Here is an 18,330-nt window from a genome sequence, read left to right on the forward strand (position 1 = left end):
GAGGAGGTCGTGCCCGTGCGCCCCACCGCTCCTGTCGCAGCCCTCGCGTCCCGGCGCCGCCCGCACCGGTCGGCGTACCCGAGCCGGCTCTCCCCGATCCTCGCCTGCGTCCTCGCCGCCTGGGCGCTCACCGGCTGCGCGGGTGGCTCCGGCCACGACGCCGACACCGTGCGGATCGCCTACAACCGCTCGACCGACAACGCGATCCGTTTCAAGGACGCGTTCCTCGAAGACGTCAAGAAGCAGTTCGAGCGGGCCCACCCCGGCAAGAAGGCCGAACTGGTGCCGATCCAGGCCGCCGACAACGACTACGCGGCCAAGGTCCAGCAGATGATGCGCTCGCCGAGGACCGCCCCCGACCTGGTGTACGAGGACACGTTCCGCATCAACTCCGACATCGGGGCCGGCTATCTGCGCCCGCTGGACGACTACCTGTCCCGGTGGGACCAGTGGGGCCGCTTCGCCGCGACCGCGAAGGCCGCGGCGAAGGCCGAGGACGGCAGGACGTACGGGGTGCCGGACGGCACGGACACCCGGGGACTGTGGTTCAACAAGCAGATCTTCGCGAAGGCGGGGCTGCCCGCGAACTGGCGGCCGGGGAACTGGGCGGAAGTCCTGGACGCCGCCCGCACGGTCAAGGAGAAGGTCCCCGGCGTGATCCCGCTCAACGTCTACACCGGCAAGGCGGCGGGCGAAGCGGCGGCGATGCAGGGCTTCGAGATGCTCCTGTACGGGACCGGCCGCGATCCGCTGTACGACCCGGCCGCCAAGAAATGGGTGGCGGGATCGAAGGGCTTCAGGGACGCCCTCGGCTTCGTACGGACGGTGTTCGCGGAGAAGCTCGGGCCCGACCCCTCCGACGCCCTCGACCCCAACGTGGGGACGCACCTGGCGACGGACTGGATGCCGAACGGCAAGCTGGCGATCGCCCTCGACGGATCCTGGCTCGGCCAGAACTGGATCGCCAAGGGGCCCAAGGAGTGGCCCGCCTGGTCGACCACGCTCGGCCAGGCCGCGATGCCGACCCAGTACGGCCAGGCGCCGGGCACGGTGTCGATGTCGGGCGGCTGGACCTGGGCGATCCCCGCGAAGGCCGCCAACCCGGACCTCGCCTTCGACTTCGTCAAGACGCTCCAGACCAAGGACAACGCCGCGAGGTGGGATGTGGCGGACGCCCAGATCGCGGTCCGCTCGGACGTGGCGGCCGACCCCGCCTATCTGCGCTCCATGCCGGGCATCACCTTCTTCACCGGCCTTGTCCCCTCCACCCACTACCGGCCCGCCGTTCCGGCCTACCCCCAGGTGTCGACGGCGATCGGCGAGGCGATGGAGTCGGTGACCACCGGCGGGTCGGCGGCCTCGGCCGCCAAGGCCTACGACGACCAGCTCACGTCGATCGCGCGGAGTGCCCGTTGAGCGCCTCCGCGGCGGCGCGCGGCGGCCGCGGGGCCCGTGCGGCGCGCTGGCTGCCGATCGCGCCCGCGACCCTGCTCCTGCTGCTGTTCCTCGCCGGGCCGATCGGCTACTGCGTCTCCATCGCGTTCACCGACATGCAGCTGACCGGCTCCTCGGCGGTCGACTTCGTCGGCTTCGCCAACTTCCGGCGCGCGTTCGCCGATCCCGCGTTCCGCAACGCGGTGTGGCTCACCCTGGTCTTCACCGTCCTGTCCTCGCTCGTGGGCCAGAACACGCTGGGCCTGGCGCTCGCCGCCCTGATGCGGCGCGCCTCGCGCCCGGTGCGGACGGTGACGGGGGCGCTGGTGATCACGGCGTGGGTGCTGCCGGAGATCGTGGCGGCCTTCCTCCTGTACGCCTTCTTCCGCCGCGAGGGAACACTCGACGCGATCCTGGACCGGCTTCATCTGCCCGCCCAGAACTGGCTGTTCACGCTGCCGATCCTCGCGGTGTCGTTCGCGAACGTGTGGCGCGGCACCGCGTTCTCGATGCTGATCTACTCGGCCGCGCTGGCGGAGATCCCGAAGGACGTCGAGGAGGCGGCGGAGGTCGACGGGGCGGGCGGGGCGCGCCGGTTCTGGTACATCACGCTGCCGATGATCCGCCGTTCCATCGGCACCAATCTGATGCTCAACACGCTCCAGACCCTGTCCGTGTTCGGCCTCGTGTGGGCGATGACGCGGGGCGGGCCCGGCGACCGCAGCCAGACGCTGCCGGTGTTCATGTACGACCAGGCGTTCCTGAAGAGCCTGATCGGCTACGGCACGGCGGTCGCGCTGCTGCTGCTCCTGGTCGGTTCGCTGTTCTCGGTGGTCTATCTGCGGCTGCTGAAGGTGGAGGCGTGAGGGCGGGAGCGGGCCGGGTACGGCGGCGGCTCGCCGCCGACGCGGCCCTGCTCGTGGTGGCGGCGGCGTTCGCGGTGCCGCTCCTGTGGCTGGTGCTCGCCTCCGTGGACACCCAGGCCGATCTGCGGGTGCGGATCCCGCGCTCGGTGTCGGCCGACAACTTCTCGGCGGTCCTGACCCCCGACGTCACCTTCACCCCGATGCTCAACAGCCTTGTCCTGTGCGGGGGTGCGACCCTGCTCACGGTGGTGTGCGCGACGCTCGCGGCGTACCCGCTCTCGCGCAACCGCTCGCGCCTGACCCGCCCGTACCTGCTGACGATCCTGTTCACCACGTGCCTGCCGATCACGGCCGTGATGGTCCCGGTGTACGCGCTCTTCGTGCGGGTGAACCTGGTCGACACGATGTACGGCACGGCGCTGTTCCTCGCCACGTCCCAACTCCCGTTCGCCATCTGGCTGATGAAGAACTTCCTGGACGGGGTGCCGCCGGCCCTGGAGGAGGCGGCCTGGACGGACGGGGCCTCCATGCCGCAGACGCTGGTGCGGGTGGTGCTGCCGCTGACGGGCCCCGGGGTGGCCGTCGTGGCGATCTACACCTTCATCATGCTGTGGGGGAACTTCTTCGTCCCCTTCATGCTGCTGCTCTCCCCCGACCAGCTGCCGGCCTCGGTCTCGATCTTCACATTCTTCGGCAACCACGGCTCGGTGGTGTACGGGCAGCTCGCCGCGTTCTCGATCCTGTACTCCACCCCGGTCCTGCTCCTGTACGTCCTGATCGCACGGAAGCTCGGCGGAGGTTTCGCCCTGGCGGGAGCGGTGAAGGGTTAGCCGGACCGGCGGGGAGGCCGGTGTGGGGGACGGCGCGGGAGAGCACACGCTTACCCAACCCTTAAGTAACCCGGACGGCACCAAAACCGTACTTTCCTCCAATTCACGTTCTTTGGTGGAACACACCGTAGGCAGATGTCACTTACCGTCCTACGGTGTGCGCGTGCACCCCACCCCTCCCTTCAACGCCCTCGCGGCCCGCCGACTGCGAGAAGCCCTCGGCATGGCCCCCGGCCATGTCGCGTACGGCATGCGCGCCCAGTACGGCCTCCAGGTCTCCCCGGACACCGTGATGGCGTGGGAGCGGGGGCTCGCGGCGCCCGAGGCGCGGGAGCTGACGGCGCTCGCGGGGGTTCTGTGGTGTTCTCCCGGCGATCTCATGGCGGCCGCCTCCACACTGCGCGAGCACCGCCTCGCACGCGGCCTGGGCATCGAGGACATGGCCCGCAGGGTCGGGCTCGACGCGGGGGCCTACCGGCGCATGGAGGACGCGGGGCGCTGGCGCGGCAACGAACGCCAGTCGGCGGCGCTCGCTGATCTGCTCCAGCTGTCGCTGCGCGACTACGTGACCGCCACCGGTCAGAACGCGGACCTCTCGGAGCTGCTGCGCAGCGCGGTCACCACGCGCTGGCAGGCGTACGTCAAGCCGACGGCGAAGCTTCTGCCGCTGTCCCGGCAGCATCTGGAGGGGGTGCTCGACCAGTTGCACACCGAGTACCAGTCGCACATGGTCGCCACGCTCAACTGGAGCGCGGACGCCGACACGGGGGACGCGGGCCGGGACTTCCTCGACCGCATCGTGGACCGCTTCTGGGAGCTGGCTCACAGGTAGCCGCGCCCGGGGGCCTTGCGGCCCCCGACATCGCGGGCTTCGGTCCCGGCCGTGCGGGACCAGAGGCCGGCCGTGCGGGACTAGAAGACCGACTCCGCCTCGTACATGCGGTTGTCCGGCACCGTCTTGAGGGTGGTCACCGCGTGGGCGAGCGGGGCCATCACGATGTCCGTGCCCCGCAGCGCGGTCATGTTGCCGAACTCGCCGCGGTGCACGGCCTCCACGGCGTTCCAGCCGAACCGCGTCGCGAGGACGCGGTCGTAGGCGGTGGGCACACCGCCGCGCTGGACGTGGCCGAGGATGACCGGGCGGGCCTCCTTGCCCAGGCGCCGCTCCAGCTCGACGGCGAGCCGGTTGCCGATGCCGGCGAAGCGCTCGTGGCCGTACTGGTCGATCGCGCCCTTCTCGTACGGCATCGAGCCGTCGGCGGGGTGCGCGCCCTCGGCGACGCAGACGACCGCGAACTTCTTGCCGCGCGCGAAGCGCTCCTCGACCATCTTGACCAGGTCGTCGACCTGGAAGGGCCGCTCGGGCAGGCAGATGCCGTGGGCGCCGCCCGCCATGCCGGACTCCAGGGCGATCCAGCCCGCGTGCCGGCCCATGACCTCGACGACCATCACGCGCTGATGCGATTCGGCGGTCGTCTTGAGGCGGTCGATGGCCTCGGTGGCCACGCCCACGGCGGTGTCGAAGCCGAAGGTGCGGTCGGTCGCGGAGATGTCGTTGTCGATGGTCTTGGGCACCCCGACGACGGGCATGCCCGCGTCGGACAGCATGCGGGCCGCGGTGAGCGTGCCCTCGCCGCCGATGGGGATGAGCGCGTCGATGCCGTAACGCCTCGTCAACTCGGCGCAGTTCTCGGCGGCTTCGCGGAGCCGGTCGCGCTCCAGGCGGGCCGAGCCGAGGATGGTGCCGCCGCGGGCCAGGATGCCGCTGACCGCGTTGAGGTCGAGCGGGCGGAAGTGGCCGTCGAGCAGGCCCTTGAACCCGTCCTCGAATCCGATGACTTCGTCGCCGTGGCCGACCACGGCTCGGTGCACGACCGACCGGATCACTGCGTTCAGGCCGGGACAGTCTCCGCCTGCGGTGAGTACTCCGATGCGCATCGTGCTCGATCTCCTGCTTCGCCGGTCCTGGGACGTCACGCCCTTATCCCTCGTAACGTGAGCAATTCAGATTGTCCCACGCACCACGGTCCGACCGCCCATCCAGCTACTCCCACCATGATGGACCGGGGGTCTTCCGACCCTCTCGCCGGGCCTTTCGTCCGGCGGGCGTCCTACCCATCCGCAGAGGTATTGTCAAGAGGGCAAGACCGCCCTATAGGGACAATTTCCTGCGACGCAGAACAGGAGAGCACGCGTGACGCGCAGCGTGTACGTGACCGGGATCGACCGGGGAGACGGCCGCCAGGTCATCGAGCTGGGAGTCATGGAGCTCCTGACCCGTCAGGTGGACCGAGTGGGTGTTTTCCGCCCCCTCGTGCACGATGGTCCCGACCGCCTGTTCGACCTGCTCAGAGCCCGCTACCGGCTGAGCCAGGACCCGGCCACGGTGTACGGCATGGACTACCACGAGGCGTCGGCGCTCCAGGCGGAGCAGGGTACCGACGAACTCGTCTCCCGGCTCGTCGAGCGCTTCCACCGGGTGGCCCGCGACTACGAGGTGGTCCTGGTGCTCGGCACGGACTTCGCCGACACCCAGCTCCCGGACGAGCTGGCGCTCAACGCCAGGCTCGCCAACGAGTTCGGCGCCTCGGTGATACCGGTGGTCGGCGGCAGGGGGCAGACCACCGAGTCCGTACGGGCCGAGGCGGTCAACGCGCACCGCGCCTACGACGGGCTCGGCTGCGACGTGCTCGCGATGGTGGTGAACCGGGTCGCGCCGGGCGACCGGCACGCGATCGAGGAGCGGCTCGCGGCCCGGCTGCCGATGCCCTGCTACGTCCTGCCGGACGAGCCGGCGCTCTCGGCGCCCACCGTCGCCCAGATCACCGCGGCCCTCGGCGGCACGGTGCTGCTCGGCGACGACGCGGGGCTCGCGCGCGACGCCCTCGACTTCGTGTTCGGCGGCGCCATGCTGCCGAACTTCCTGAACGCCCTGACGCCGGGCTGTCTGGTCGTGACCCCCGGAGACCGCGCCGACCTGGTCGTCGGCTCGCTCGCCGCGCACAGCGCGGGCACCCCGCCGATCGCGGGCGTGCTCCTGACCCTGGACGAGCGTCCGGGCCCGGAGATCCTGACCCTCGCCGACCGGCTCGCGCCCGGCACCCCGGTGGTGGCGGTGACGGGCGGCTCCTTCCCCACGGCGGCCGAACTGTTCGCCCTGGAAGGCAAGTTGAACGCGTCGACGCCCCGCAAGGCGGAGACCGCGATCGGGCTCTTCGAGCGGCACGTCGACACCGCCGACCTGCTGGCGCGGGTCTCAGTGGCCCGCAGCGGCCGGGTCACCCCGATGATGTTCGAGCACGACCTCCTGGAGCAGGCGCGTTCCCACCGCCGCCGGGTCGTGCTGCCCGAGGGCACCGAGGAGCGGGTGCTGCGCGCGGCCGACGTCCTGCTGCGCCGCGACGTGTGCGAGCTGACGCTGCTCGGCGACGTGGAGGCGATCCGCAAGAAGGCGGCCGATCTCGGCATCGACGTCGCCAAGTGCCAGATCATCGACCCGCACACCTCGGAGCTGCGCCCGCGCTTCGCCGAGAGCTACGCCCGGCTGCGCGCCCACAAGGGCGTCACCGTGGAGCTCGCCAACGACGTCGTGGCCGACGTGAACTACTTCGGCACGCTGATGGTGCAGGAGGGCCTCGCCGACGGCATGGTGTCGGGCTCGGTGCACTCCACGGCGGCGACCATCCGACCCGCCTTCGAGATCATCAAGACCAAGCCGGAGGCCTCGATCGTCTCGTCGGTGTTCTTCATGTGCCTCGCCGACAAGGTCCTGGTGTACGGGGACTGCGCGGTCAACCCGGACCCGAACGCCGAGCAGCTCGCGGACATCGCCGTCCAGGCGGCCGCCACCGCCCAGCAGTTCGGCGTGGATCCGCGGATCGCGATGCTGTCGTACTCGACGGGCACATCGGGTTCGGGCGCGGACGTCGACAAGGTGCGCGAGGCCACCAAGCTGGTGCGCGAGGCGCGCCCCGACCTGAGGATCGAGGGCCCGATCCAGTACGACGCGGCCGTCGAGCCCACCGTCGCCGCGACCAAGCTGCCGGAGTCGACGGTGGCCGGGCAGGCGACCGTGCTGATCTTCCCGGACCTCAACACCGGCAACAACACCTACAAGGCCGTGCAGCGCTCGGCCGGCGCCGTCGCCGTGGGCCCGGTGCTCCAGGGTCTGCGCAAGCCGGTCAACGACCTGTCGCGCGGCGCCCTCGTCCAGGACATCGTCAACACCGTCGCCATCACGGCCATCCAGGCCCAGGCGCAGGAGCAGGAGGCCTCCGCATGACCACCGCCAACCAGGGCACCCGCGTCCTCGTGCTCAACTCCGGGTCCTCGTCGGTGAAGTACCAGCTCCTCGACATGCGCGACGCCTCGCGCCTCGCCGTGGGGCTCGTCGAGCGGATCGGTGAGCAGACCTCTCGGCTCAAGCACACCCCGCTGGCCACCGGCGCCGAGGCGCGGGAGCGGAACGGGCCGATCGCCGACCACGCGGCCGCGCTCAAGGCCGTGGCCATCGAGCTGGCGGCCGACGGACTCGGCCTGGATTCACCGGAGTTGGCGGCGATCGGCCACCGGGTGGTGCACGGCGGGCTGAAGTTCAGCGCGCCGACCGTGATCACCGACGAGGTCATGGCGGAGATCGAGCGGCTCGTGCCGGTCGCCCCGCTGCACAACCCGGCGAACATCACGGGCATCCGCACCGCGCAGGCGCTGCGCCCGGACCTGCCGCAGGTCGCCGTCTTCGACACCGCCTTCCACACGACGATGCCGGAGTCGGCGGCCCGGTACGCGATCGACGTGGCGACGGCGGACGAGTACCGCATCCGCCGCTACGGCTTCCACGGCACCTCGCACGCGTACGTCTCGCGCGAGACGGCGAAGCTGCTCGGCAAGGCGCCCGAGGACGTCAACGTGATCGTGCTGCACCTGGGCAACGGCGCCTCCGCCTCCGCGGTGCGCGGAGGCCGGTGCGTGGACACCTCGATGGGGCTCACCCCGCTGGAGGGCCTGGTCATGGGGACCCGGTCGGGCGACATCGACCCGGCGGTCACCTTCCACCTCAAGCGCGTCGCGGGCATGTCCGTGGACGAGATCGACGCGCTCCTGAACAAGAAGAGCGGCCTGGTGGGGCTGTGTGGTGACAACGACATGCGGGAGATCCGCCGTCGCTGCGACGAGGGCGACGAGCGGGCGCGGCTCGCCTTCGACATCTATGTCCACCGTCTGAAGAAGTACATAGGCGCCTACTACGCCGTGCTCGGCAAGGTCGACGCGATCGCGTTCACGGCGGGGGTCGGCGAGAACGCCGCCCCGGTCCGCGCGGCCGCGGTGGCCGGCCTCGAGGAGCTGGGCCTGGCGGTCGACGGCGAGCTCAACGACGTGCGGTCCGACCGTCCGAGGCTGATCTCTCCGGAGTACGCCCGGGTCGCGGTGGCGGTAGTACCGACGGACGAGGAGCTGGAAATCGCCCAGCAGACCTATGCGCTGGTGAATTCCTGAGGGGATTTCCGGTTTGCCGGGGCGACACCTGAGCGTCATCCCGCCCATTTGTACATTCCACCAGACGGAATATTCCGCAGCGAAACAAACCGATAGGATCCGCCTTATGCGCCGTTCCAAAATCGTTTGCACCCTGGGCCCCGCCGTCGACTCCCACGAGCAGCTCGTCGCTCTGATCGAGGCCGGCATGAGCGTGGCCCGCTTCAACTTCAGCCACGGCTCCCAGGCCGAGCACCAGGCCCGTTACGACCGGGTCCGCAAGGCCGCCGAGGAGACGGGGCGCGCGATCGGCGTGCTCGCCGACCTCCAGGGCCCGAAGATCCGGCTGGCCAAATTCGCCGAAGGACCGGTGGAATTGGTCCGTGGCGACGAGTTCACGATCACCGCCGAGGACGTCCCCGGTGACAAGTCGATCTGTGGCACCACCTACAAGGGGCTGCCGGGCGACGTCGTCAAGGGCGACCCGATTCTGATCAACGACGGCAACGTCGAACTCAAGGTCGTCTCGGTCGACGGCCCCCGCGTGAAGACGATCGTCATCGAGGGCGGTGTCATCTCCGACCACAAGGGCATCAACCTGCCCGGTGCGGCGGTCAACGTCCCGGCGCTGTCCGAGAAGGACATCGAGGACCTGCGGTTCGCCCTGAACATGGGCTGCGACCTGGTCGCGCTCTCCTTCGTCCGCGACGCCGACGACGTCAAGGACGTCCACAAGGTCATGGACGAGGTCGGCCGCCGCGTGCCGGTCATCGCCAAGGTCGAGAAGCCGCAGGCCGTCGCCAACATGGAGGGCGTCGTCGCCGCCTTCGACGGTGTGATGGTGGCCCGTGGCGACCTCGCGGTGGAGTATCCCCTGGAGAAGGTCCCGATGGTGCAGAAGCGCCTCGTGGAGCTGTGCCGCCGCAACGCCAAGCCGGTGATCGTCGCGACCCAGATGATGGAGTCGATGATCACCAACTCGCGGCCGACCCGCGCCGAGGCGTCCGACGTCGCCAACGCGATCCTGGACGGCGCGGACGCGGTCATGCTCTCCGCCGAGTCCTCGGTGGGCGCGTACCCGATCGAGACCGTCAAGACGATGTCGAAGATCGTCGAGGCGGCCGAGGAGGAGCTCCTGTCCAAGGGCCTCCAGCCGCTGGTCCCGGGCAAGAAGCCGCGCACCCAGGGCGGTTCGGTGGCCCGTGCCGCCTGCGAGATCGCGGACTTCCTCGACGGCAAGGCGCTCGTCGCCTTCACGCAGTCCGGCGACACGGCCCGGCGCCTCTCGCGCTACCGCACCTGTCAGCCGATCCTCGCGTTCACCACGGACCCGAGCACCCGCAACCAGCTCGCGCTGAGCTGGGGCGTCGAGACGTACGTCGTCCCGCACGTGGACTCCACCGACGCGATGGTCGACCTGGTCGACGCCGAGCTGCTCAAGCTCAACCGCTACAACGAGGGCGACACCATGGTCATCACGGCCGGTTCGCCCCCCGGCATCCCCGGCACCACCAACATGGTCCGGGTGCACCAGCTCGGCGGCTCCGAGCGGCAGTAACCCCGGCCCGAGCCCTCGGAGGGCGGCACCCGCCGGCTGGGGTGCCGCCCTCCGGCGTTTTCCGGATGGGTTCCGATGCCGGGTGAGGACCGTGCCCGCATCCCGCGCAGTTCCCCGCGCCCCCACAGGTAGGCGGTCCCTCCCGGGGTGGGCAGGGCGGCCCGCCTCGGCCTGCGGGGCGCAGGCCCGGTGGCCCAGGTGCGGACCGTGCCCGCTTCCCGCGCAGTTCCCCGCGCCCCCAGGTGGGCGGTCCCTCCCGGGGTGCCCGGTCCGGCCCGCCTCGGCCTGCGGGGCGCAGGTCCGGGGGCCAGGTGCGGACCGTGCCCGCATCCCGCGCAGTTCCCCGCGCCCCCAGGGGGACGGACCTTGGCAGGGCGCCCGGTGCGGCCCGCCTCGTGGGCACGGCGGCGTGCGGACGGGCTGTGGTGCTCGCTCGTTCCATGATCTGGGCGTGGCGAATTCCACGGTCGGAGGGGTCAATTCCGTGACAACTCCTGCGGTACGTTCGCGTGCATGCGTCTTCCCATATCGCCGCAGGCCCGACGCGCACTCGTGGCGCTCACCGCCACCGCGGTCGCCGCGGGCGCCGCCGCCGGTCCGGCCGTGGCGAGCGGCCATCCCGCGCAGCCGCCCAAGTCGGCGACGCCCGGAGCGCCGGGCGGCGAGGCGAAGAAGGCGCCGCCGGCGCACATGTCGACGTTGGGCGGCGACCAGTTGGGCAGGCCCGGCGATCAACTAGGCGTGGGCGCACCGGCGTTGCCCCCGGACCTCTCCGCCCTCTCGTGGATGGTGACGGACGCCGACACCGGCCAAGTGCTCGGGGCGCGCAACGCGCACTGGCAGCTCCCCCCGGCCAGCACCCTGAAGATGCTCTTCGCGGACACGGTGCTGCCCGTGGTGCCGCACGACGCGAGCCGCAAGGTGAGCGACGAGGACCTCAAGGGCATGGGCGACGGCAGCAGCGCGGTCGGTATCGTGCCGGGCCAGACCTACCAGTCGCCCGACCTGTGGCGCGGGGTCTTCCTGCGCTCGGGCAATGACGCGGTGCACGTGCTCGCGGCGATGAACGGCGGCATCGACAAGACCGTCGCCGACATGCAGAAGAAGGCCGATGGCCTCCACGCGCTCGACACCCATGTGCTGAGCCCGGACGGCTATGACGCGCCCGGCCAGGTGTCCTCCGCGTACGACCTGACGCTGTTCCTGCGCGCGGGCCTGAAGAGCAAGGACTTCACGGAGTACTGCGGCACGGCGTCGGCCGACTTTCCTGGCGGGCCCAACACCAAGGGCAAGCCCTTCGGCATCTCCAACACCAACCGCCTGCTCTCGGGGATCGACGGGGTGGCCAAGTACCCCGGACTGATCGGCGGCAAGAACGGCTACACCACGAACGCGGGCAACACCCTGGCCGAGGCGGCCCGGCGCGACGGCCACACCATCCTGGTGACCGTCATGAACCCGCAGGAGAACAAGCGGGACAAGGTCTACACCGAGATGCGCCAGCTCCTGGACTGGGGCTTCTCCGCGGCCGGCAAGGCCAAGCCGGTCGGCACCCTCGACCCGCCGAAGCCGGCCACCGGACTAGCGCTCCCCGAAGGCGCGCGGGCCGGCTCGGCGGACTCGGGGATCGGCGCGCTCGGCTGGACCGGGATCGGCGCGGCCGTGGTCGTGGCCGGCGGCGCCGGCGTCCTGGTCCTGACCCGCCGCAGGCGCAGGGACGCTCAGACCGACGCGGCGAGCTGAACCCGGGCCCCGGTCATCCAGTCGATGACGTCGGCGGCCGTGTAGGAGCGGCCGTCCGGGCTGATGTCGTCGAGGAAGGCGAGGTCCTGCCCGATGGTGACGATCGGCGGCTCGTCCGTGCCCGAGGCCCTGCGCCTGCCGAGTCCCACCGTCGCGAGCAGCCCGTTGCACAGGCACACGCGTCCGGCGGTGTCCGCCGCGTCGCCGCCCTTGCGGACGTACGCGGCGACGGGCTCGGCGGCGCAACGGTAGACGAGGGCGCCGCTCTCGGCCCGCGCGGGGGTGCGCAGATAGCCGAGGTCGCACACGGGCCGCCTGGCCGCCCGTACCGCTTCGTCGGAGAGGGTGCCGGGCAGCTCGGCGACCTTGAAGGGGAACGCGGTCGGCGAGGCCCGGGGGTCGTTGCGCACCCGCAGCGTCCCGGCACGGGCGCGCGTCCTCAGCTCTGTGCGCAGGTCGTCGCGCAGCCCCGACTCCTCGCACAGCGCGAACACGCTGCCGAGCTGCACGCCTTCGGCCCCGAGCGCCCGCGCAGCAGCGAGCCGAGCGGGGTGCGCGGCGCCGCCCGCGAGCCAGAACGGGATGCCGAGGGCCGCGACCTTGGCGAGGTCGGGGTGGTCGCGCGGCCCGTAGACGGGATCCCCCGCCGCGTCGAGAACGAGCTTGCCGCGTGGCGGCGCGCTGTGCCCGCCGGCCCGGTGCGTCTCGATGACGAACCCGTCGGGCCGGGTGGCGGGGTCGCGCACGAGGTAGGAGGCGAGGACGGGCAGCGAGACGATGGCGAGGACGTCGGGCCGCCTCAACACGCCCTGTTCAAGGCACAGTTGGGCCATGCGGCCGCCTCGGGGGTCGAACGTGTACGGGAGGGGCTCGTCGTCCCCCTCGACGGTGACGTGCGTGGTGACGGGTTCGGCGCGGGCCAGCCGGGTGGCGAGGGCGGGGATCTCCCCCGGGATCCCGGCGCCGACCAGGACGTGGTCGACGCCGGCGAGGATCGCGCCGAACAACGCCGGCGCGGTGGCGAGTTGGATCTTCGCGAGGTAGTTGACGCCGACGAGCCCGTCGTGCCCCTCCTTGGCGAGCCACACCTCGACGAAGTTGCCGAGCACGGTGAGGAGTTCGGCGTGCTCACCCCGGTCGAGCCGGAGCCGGGCCATGGCCCGCATCCGCTCGCCGGGCGCGATGCCGCCCTCGACGAAGTAGCGGTCCAGTACGTACGCGGCCGCCCCGGGCACGGGGAAGGCGGCGAGGGCACGCCGCATGTGCCCGCCGGGATCGCCCAGCTGGAGCCGCCCCGCGAGCACGGCGTCGAGCGCGGTCCCGGACACCACCCCGAGCTGCCCCCGCCCCGCCACGGCCCGAGCCAGCTCCCACCCGGAGACGGCTACGCCCATGCCGCCCTGGATGATGACGGGCTGGGGGCGGCGGGGTGGCGTCGGCATGCGGCGGTCCGTTCTTCGCGGGGGCACGCCGGACGGCCGGCGCGCTGAACCTACGGAACCGTAGGTTGCTGCTTCCGAGTGTCGGTCACCCCGCCTCCACGGATGTCCGCCGAAGGTCCCCACTTGGCGTGCCGTGCGACCCTTGCCGCGATGACGTTCCTCAGCCGAGGTGCCAGAGCGCGTAGGCGGCTATCACGATGACCGCGCCGGCGAGCATGAGGACGGCACCGAGGAGGCGGTAGTACCCGGGGCGCGCCCACCGCCCTCCCGAGTACACCGCGTCGAGCCGCATGCCGTTCCGCTGCCGTACGGCCTCGGCTCGTGCCACGGCGATCCCTCGTACGTTGAAGGCCAGACTCGCCCCGCACCACAGCGCGACAAGCCCGACGATTGCGAAAACCCCGATGATCACGGGTGACCCTCCTTGTGGACAGGCAGATCATCATGCCCCGGGGCCGATGGCGTGCCCGTCGGAGGGGTACCCAGCACGACGCAGCCGTGGCCCGCGCCTCCTGAAGGGCGCGGGCCACGGTTCAACCACGTTGGTCGTACTCCTGCTTGACGCTAGGTGCTCGGGTTGCCGTCCGTGATGTAGTTGTGCAGGCCGGGGACGGTCAGGGTGCCGCCGAACTGGCCGGCCTGGCGGACCGTCGCGTTGGTGAAGAAGGCGAACGGCACGTTCAGCGGGGGCGGGGTCGCCGGGCTGAAGGTGATCGGGATGAGGCCGAAGAGGTTGCCCTTCAGCTCCTCCGTGTACATCGTCACCGTGCCGTTGCGGATCGTCGAGGTCGAGCCGGAGCGCGCCACGACATGGGCCGTGGTGGGCTTGCCGTTCACCTCGGGCCCGTACACCTGCTGGTCCAGGTCCTTGATGTCCACGGTGGACGCCGTGAACTTGAGGACCTTCTTCGTCGTGTCGCCCGCCTTGACCTCGACGATGCCCTCGTAGTTCAGGCCGCCCAGGGTGAGCAGCGAGGACTTGAGGATCCACGGCTGGGTGGGCAGCGTCGGGACGCCACTGTCCTGCTTGGCCGCGGCGAGCGCCTTCGGGTCGGCGGTCGGGCACGGGAAGGCCGGCTTGGCGCCGTCCGGGATCGCCGGGTCCGCCTTGGGGTCCAGCCCCTTCGCCGCGTCCGGGAGTTCGGCGACCTTCTGGCCCGCCTCACCGGCCGCCTTCTTGATCGCTTCCGTCGTCCTGTCCAGCGCCGTGCCGGTCGGCTTGTCGTCCGTCTTCGACTCGGGGGTGCTCGGCTTGGCCGTCCTCGCCGCGGGCTTGGTCGACGGCTTGGCCGAGGACTTGGGCGTCGCCGTGCTCGCCGAGGGCTTCGGCGCGGGCGGCGTCGAGGCGCTCGCGGTGGGCGTCGGGGCCGGCGTGTCGTGGATGCCGAACAGGCCCTTGAGCGCGTCACCGAGGCCCAGCGGGTCGAGCGGGTTGGGCTTCTTCGCGGGCGTCGGCGTGGCGGCCTGGCTCGCGGTCGACTGCGCCGTGCTCGGCTGGTCCGTGCCGTGCTGGTCCCCGGGCTCGGCCGCCGGCTTCAGGAGCTTGTCGACGGCGTCACCCGCCGAGCCGGACGCGGTGGGCGTGGGCGTCTTCGTGTCCGGCGTCGCCTTGTCGTCCGCCTTCTTGTCGGCCGACTTCGACGCCGACGGGCTCGGCGACGCCTTGCCCGAGGCGCTGCTCGACGGGCTCGGCGAGCCCGAAGGGCTGTCCGAGCGGGTCACACACGGGCCGGGTGCGAACGGGATGTCCGTCTTGTCGTCGGCCATCGCGAGCTTGGGCGTGAGGCTCATCCCGACCAGCACGGCCGTGGGCATGGCGGCGAGTGCCATCGCCCTGCCCGCGGGCATGTGCCACTTGGTCAGCAGCGACTTCTTCGGGGCCGCGTGACGCGGCCCGCTTCTTGCCCGCGGGTCGCCGCCTCCGGTCGAGTCCAGCTGCGTCTCGTCACCCCGCACTGTTCCTCCCGCCGTTGGCGTCAACTGTCGTTTCGGTGGCGGCGGTCGTCGGCACCGGCGCGCCATCGGGCGCGGGCGCGCCGTCCGTGGATTCCGTCTGCTTGTCCCCACGCCGCGGCTTGGCCGGCACCCAGGCACAGGCGAGCGCGCCGCCGAACAGGGAGAACAGGAAGCCGATGACGAAGCCGCCGATGTTGGCGATGGGGATGGAGATCAGCGCCAGGAGGATCGCCGCGATGCCGGCGAAGGTCCGCACCACGCTGTGGAACCACATGGTCAGGCCGAGCGTTACCAGCAGAACGCCGATGATGAGCGAGCCCGCGCCGGCCGTGGTCGACATGGCCAGCGTGACGTTGCCGAGGTGCATGTTGGCGTACGGGAAGTACATGATGGGCACGCCGCCGGCGATGGTGAAGAGCCCGGCCCAGAACGGCCGACGGCCCCTCCACGCCCGGAAACGAAGCCACCAGTGCTGGTCGTCGCGGGAACCCGTGGTCTCGGCGCTCATGGAAAACAGCTCCCTGGTACCGCAATTGCTGTGATGTGGAGAAGGGTTTCCGGTGACCGACGGGCTCTGGGGGGAGACTCGTCGGCCACCGGTCAAGGGCCTAGGCCTTGGCTACTTGGCCGGCTCGCACTCGTGCTTGCCCCCGGTGAGGCTCAGGCTGAGCCCGGGGAGCTTGAACGAGCCCGCGGTGGTCGCCCACGCGCGCTGCGTCACGTTGTTCAGCACCGCCTCGTCGGCGCGCTGCGCGAAGCCGTTCGGGTTGCCGCCAGGCGTCTTCCCGTCCGCACCCGGCTGGATCTTCGTGACGACGTTGCCGTTCGCGTCACGCTTGCCCTCGCCCGCCGCGACACCGATGTCGATGTTCTTGAACTCGGCGTCGGTGGAGAGCTCGGACACATCGAGGTAGATGTTGGTCGCCTCGATCTTCTGGTCGCCCTGACCAGCCTTCAGCGTCATCGTCACGTCGCCGAGCCCGAACGGCAGCGGCTGCACGACGGACTGACACATGTTGGTGATCGTCGCGTTGCTGAACCCGGAGACGACGACCGGGTGGACCGCGTTGGTGCCGTCCATGTTCTTACCGGTGGCCACACTCCCGTACTGCAGGAGGTTGTGACCGTCCAGCTGCTTCGCCGTCACCTTGAAGTCGACGCCCGACACACTGAACGACGCCGCGAGCGCGCCCTGTGCCAGGCCGACGCCGATCGCGGCCGTCGCGGCCACGCTCGGCACCATGACCAGAGCGAACCGCTTCCATCTGGTCCCGCCACGTACTTGGGACTCCATGACTTTCCTCCTTCTCGGACGTACATCTCCGGGACGGACCCCTCAAGGGCTGTCACGGGATGGGAGAAGTGCTACGTCCTCGGGAAGGGGAACGCGCGGGAGGTCGACCGCGTACGACTCGCGCACCTCGTCCGACACCGGCGATCACCCCCGAGCGACAACCACTGGCCACGCGTTCGCGCAACCTCTGGACAGGCCCTGCCGGAGAGCAGAGACCCCCCTGTCCACGGCCGGTGCCACTGTCACCGGCCGGCCCGGTGGGGACCCAAGTCAGCGGCCGCGCCGAGTGGCTGTCGGGCTGGTGCGTTATTGGACCGAGCGTGGCCGATCGTGGTCCATTCCGAGCCGGGGCACAAGGGGGGTCATTACTAGCCAGTAACGGGCTGATAACCGAGGCACGACCGGTGGGCATCGAGCGGGCACACAGGGTGCTGTCGAGTGACCGGACAGAAGGGGAAATCACCGCAGATAAGCGGACGTAAGAAGCGGCTCAACTTACTGGAAGTAACAGCGGCCGCGTTTACCAAGTTTTGGTAAAACGCGGCCGCCTCTTGTCTCTCTGTCGCCAAATCGTCCGCCGCATACCGCGTTTCGGGACTCACTCGGTGACAGGTTCATGAACATCCGAAGACGTTCGGAGGTGGGTCAGAAGAGCACCCTCGCCAGCGCGGTTCGGGCCGCGGTGACGCGCGGGTCGTCGCCGCCGATCACCTCGAAGAGCTCCAGGAGCCTGACGCGCGCGGCCTCGCGGTCGTCACCGAACGTGCGCCGCACGGTTTCGACGAGCCGGCCGAAGGCGTCCTCGACGTGACCGCCGACCAGATCGAGGTCGGCCGCGGCGATCTGCGCCGCCGCGTCGGCCGGATTCTCCGCCGCGTCCTTGCGGACCTGCGCGGGGTCGAGGGACTGCACGCGCTGGAGCAGTTCGGCCTGCGCCAGGCCCAGCTTGGCCTCGGGGTTGCCCGGGTCGTCGCTCAGCACGTTCTTGTAGGCCTGGACGGCGCCGGCCAGATCGCCTGAGTCGAGCGCGACCACGGCGGCTTCGAGCAGGGCGTCGTACGGGCCGACCGGGGCCGGTGCCTCCGCGGCGGGGGCGGCGGCCGCGTTCGGGTCCACCGCGATGCCGGTCAGGCCGAAGCGCTCCTCGGCGACCTGCACCAGCTGGTCGAGCGTCTCGCGGATCTGGGCCTCGGGAGCCGCGCCCTGGAAGAGGGGCAGCGCCTGTCCCGCGACCACCGCGAAGACGGCCGGGATCCCCTGGATCCCGAACTGCTGCATCAGCATCTGGTTGGCGTCGACGTCGATCTTGGCAAGGAGGAAACGGCCGTTGTACTCGACGGCGAGCCGTTCGAGCAGCGGGCCGAGCTGCTTGCAGGGCTCGCACCACTCGGCCCAGAAGTCGATGACGACGGGCACCTCGGCGGAGCGGGTCAGGACGTCGCGCTCGAAAGTGGCCTCGTCGACATCGATGACGAGCGCGGACGGCGTCACCGCCGGGACCCCGCCCTGCCGGGCGGACTCGGCTCGCGCCTGCTCCGCCTTGCTCTTGGCCTCACCGGCCGCCTTCACCGCGGCGAGGTCGACGACGCCGCTCATGGACATGTTCCTAGGCTGCATGCGTACATCCTCCCCCTTCCGCGCAGGTGCGTGGTGCGCCGGTGGCAGGATCCGGGCCCGCTCGGCGTCTCCCGCCGGATTGCGAGACGCCGGGCACCACGGACGCGCCGCCGGT

General features: G+C 70.9%; 15 protein-coding genes. 8 read left to right on the forward strand and 7 right to left on the reverse strand.

Annotated elements, in window-relative coordinates:
• Positions 1–15 precede the first annotated feature (15 nt).
• The 4 genes from OG432_RS08815 to OG432_RS08830 all read left to right on the forward strand — a co-directional run bounded on the left by OG432_RS08815 (position 16) and on the right by OG432_RS08830 (position 3,962).
• On the forward strand, positions 16–1,416 hold the full coding sequence (locus tag OG432_RS08815) for an extracellular solute-binding protein (RefSeq protein WP_443058354.1): 1,401 nt from the start codon (positions 16–18) through the stop codon (positions 1,414–1,416).
• Entirely contained in the window at positions 1,413–2,300 is an 888-nt protein-coding gene (locus OG432_RS08820) for a carbohydrate ABC transporter permease (RefSeq protein ID WP_328309449.1), read from the forward strand. Before OG432_RS08815 ends, OG432_RS08820 begins: the two co-directional genes overlap by 4 nt.
• Entirely contained in the window at positions 2,297–3,130 is an 834-nt protein-coding gene (locus tag OG432_RS08825) for a carbohydrate ABC transporter permease (protein WP_328309451.1), read from the forward strand. Before OG432_RS08820 ends, OG432_RS08825 begins: the two co-directional genes overlap by 4 nt.
• Before the next feature lie 157 nt (positions 3,131–3,287).
• A complete protein-coding gene (locus tag OG432_RS08830; protein ID WP_328309453.1) occupies positions 3,288–3,962 on the forward strand; it encodes a helix-turn-helix domain-containing protein in 675 nt (224 codons plus the stop codon).
• A gap of 80 nt (positions 3,963–4,042) precedes the next feature.
• Here OG432_RS08830 and OG432_RS08835 read toward each other — a convergent pair whose 3' ends face one another.
• Positions 4,043–5,068 carry an ATP-dependent 6-phosphofructokinase gene (locus OG432_RS08835; protein WP_328309455.1) on the reverse strand — a complete coding sequence of 342 codons (1,026 nt, stop codon included), beginning with the start codon at positions 5,066–5,068 and terminating at the stop codon, positions 4,043–4,045.
• A 256-nt stretch (positions 5,069–5,324) separates the two neighbouring features.
• Here OG432_RS08835 and pta point away from each other — a divergent pair, with 256 nt between their 5' ends.
• The 4 genes from pta (at position 5,325) to OG432_RS08855 (ending at position 11,906) form a co-directional block, all read left to right on the forward strand.
• A complete protein-coding gene (gene pta / locus OG432_RS08840) occupies positions 5,325–7,412 on the forward strand; it encodes a phosphate acetyltransferase (RefSeq protein ID WP_328309458.1) in 2,088 nt (695 codons plus the stop codon).
• Complete coding sequence (locus OG432_RS08845) at positions 7,409–8,626, forward strand: acetate kinase (protein WP_328309460.1); 1,218 nt, start codon at positions 7,409–7,411, stop codon at positions 8,624–8,626. Before pta ends, OG432_RS08845 begins: the two co-directional genes overlap by 4 nt.
• A 106-nt stretch (positions 8,627–8,732) precedes the next feature.
• The gene (pyk, locus tag OG432_RS08850) at positions 8,733–10,163 is read left to right on the forward strand and encodes a pyruvate kinase (protein WP_328309462.1); all 1,431 of its coding nucleotides are present in this window, start codon (positions 8,733–8,735) and stop codon (positions 10,161–10,163) included.
• 513 nt (positions 10,164–10,676) lie between these two features.
• Positions 10,677–11,906 carry a D-alanyl-D-alanine carboxypeptidase family protein gene (locus OG432_RS08855; RefSeq protein ID WP_328309464.1) on the forward strand — a complete coding sequence of 410 codons (1,230 nt, stop codon included), beginning with the start codon at positions 10,677–10,679 and terminating at the stop codon, positions 11,904–11,906.
• On the opposite strand, the gene OG432_RS08860 is transcribed toward OG432_RS08855, so the two are convergent.
• The 6 genes from OG432_RS08860 to OG432_RS08885 form a co-directional block, all read right to left on the reverse strand.
• Positions 11,885–13,348, reverse strand: coding sequence for a nitronate monooxygenase (locus OG432_RS08860; protein ID WP_328309465.1), 1,464 nt, complete (start codon positions 13,346–13,348; stop codon positions 11,885–11,887). The two genes, OG432_RS08855 and OG432_RS08860, sit on opposite strands and share 22 nt — an antisense overlap.
• A 160-nt stretch (positions 13,349–13,508) precedes the next feature.
• On the reverse strand, positions 13,509–13,760 hold the full coding sequence (locus OG432_RS08865) for a hypothetical protein (RefSeq protein WP_328309466.1): 252 nt from the start codon (positions 13,758–13,760) through the stop codon (positions 13,509–13,511).
• 152 nt (positions 13,761–13,912) lie between these two features.
• Positions 13,913–15,304, reverse strand: coding sequence for a hypothetical protein (locus OG432_RS08870; RefSeq protein WP_328309468.1), 1,392 nt, complete (start codon positions 15,302–15,304; stop codon positions 13,913–13,915).
• Positions 15,294–15,812 carry a DUF6114 domain-containing protein gene (locus tag OG432_RS08875; protein ID WP_328309470.1) on the reverse strand — a complete coding sequence of 173 codons (519 nt, stop codon included), beginning with the start codon at positions 15,810–15,812 and terminating at the stop codon, positions 15,294–15,296. The genes OG432_RS08870 and OG432_RS08875 overlap by 11 nt, the downstream gene beginning before the upstream one ends.
• A gap of 111 nt (positions 15,813–15,923) precedes the next feature.
• Positions 15,924–16,598, reverse strand: coding sequence for a DUF6230 family protein (locus OG432_RS08880; protein WP_328309472.1), 675 nt, complete (start codon positions 16,596–16,598; stop codon positions 15,924–15,926).
• A gap of 645 nt (positions 16,599–17,243) precedes the next feature.
• The gene (locus OG432_RS08885) at positions 17,244–18,215 is read right to left on the reverse strand and encodes a tetratricopeptide repeat protein (RefSeq protein ID WP_328309474.1); all 972 of its coding nucleotides are present in this window, start codon (positions 18,213–18,215) and stop codon (positions 17,244–17,246) included.
• Positions 18,216–18,330: the final 115 nt, after the last annotated feature.

It is taken from the genome of Streptomyces sp. NBC_00442 (assembly GCF_036014195.1).
Taxonomy (GTDB): Bacteria; Actinomycetota; Actinomycetes; order Streptomycetales; family Streptomycetaceae; genus Streptomyces.

Coding starts and splice junctions, on each gene's coding strand:
- OG432_RS08835 (WP_328309455.1), bottom strand. CDS start 5,068: ATGCGCATCGGAGTACTCACCGCAGGCGGAGACTGTCCCGGCCTGAAC.
- OG432_RS08845 (WP_328309460.1), top strand. CDS start 7,409: ATGACCACCGCCAACCAGGGCACCCGCGTCCTCGTGCTCAACTCCGGG.
- pyk (WP_328309462.1), top strand. CDS start 8,733: ATGCGCCGTTCCAAAATCGTTTGCACCCTGGGCCCCGCCGTCGACTCC.
- OG432_RS08855 (WP_328309464.1), top strand. CDS start 10,677: ATGCGTCTTCCCATATCGCCGCAGGCCCGACGCGCACTCGTGGCGCTC.
- OG432_RS08860 (WP_328309465.1), bottom strand. CDS start 13,348: ATGCCGACGCCACCCCGCCGCCCCCAGCCCGTCATCATCCAGGGCGGC.
- OG432_RS08875 (WP_328309470.1), bottom strand. CDS start 15,812: ATGAGCGCCGAGACCACGGGTTCCCGCGACGACCAGCACTGGTGGCTT.
- OG432_RS08880 (WP_328309472.1), bottom strand. CDS start 16,598: ATGGAGTCCCAAGTACGTGGCGGGACCAGATGGAAGCGGTTCGCTCTG.
- OG432_RS08885 (WP_328309474.1), bottom strand. CDS start 18,215: ATGCAGCCTAGGAACATGTCCATGAGCGGCGTCGTCGACCTCGCCGCG.